Source organism: Domibacillus sp. 8LH, from assembly GCF_038806185.1.
Taxonomy (GTDB): domain Bacteria; phylum Bacillota; class Bacilli; order Bacillales; family Domibacillaceae; genus Domibacillus; species Domibacillus indicus_A.
Genome location: NZ_JAVJNG010000157.1, coordinates 1 through 269, shown reverse-complemented (window position 1 = coordinate 269; position 269 = coordinate 1). Strand labels below are relative to the sequence as shown.

General features: G+C 33.5%; 1 protein-coding gene. It reads left to right on the top strand.

All coding sequences use genetic code 11. The annotated features are described in order from the left end of the window. Positions 1-76: 76 nt before the first annotated feature. Positions 77-269 (top strand): PAS domain S-box protein (locus RG959_RS24230; protein ID WP_342799309.1); only part of this gene is annotated, 193 nt, incomplete at its 3' end.

The following is a 269-nucleotide window of genomic DNA, read 5'->3' as shown; positions in this document are numbered from 1 at the left end:
ATCTTATGGTTAAGTTAAGATAAATTGGTTTCTATCTAAAACTACCTTTATATAAAGTTTCAAGGATAGCTTTTCTATGCGCCAAAATATGCCAGTGACAAATCAAGAGAAAACATTTTCTAAAGATGAGAAGCTCATTACGACTACAGATTTGAAAGGAAAAATTCTTCACTGCAATGATGCATTTGTAAAAATTAGCGGCTTTGATAAAAGTGAGTTAATTGGTAGCCCTCATAACATCGTACGCCATCCTGATATGCCTAAAGAGG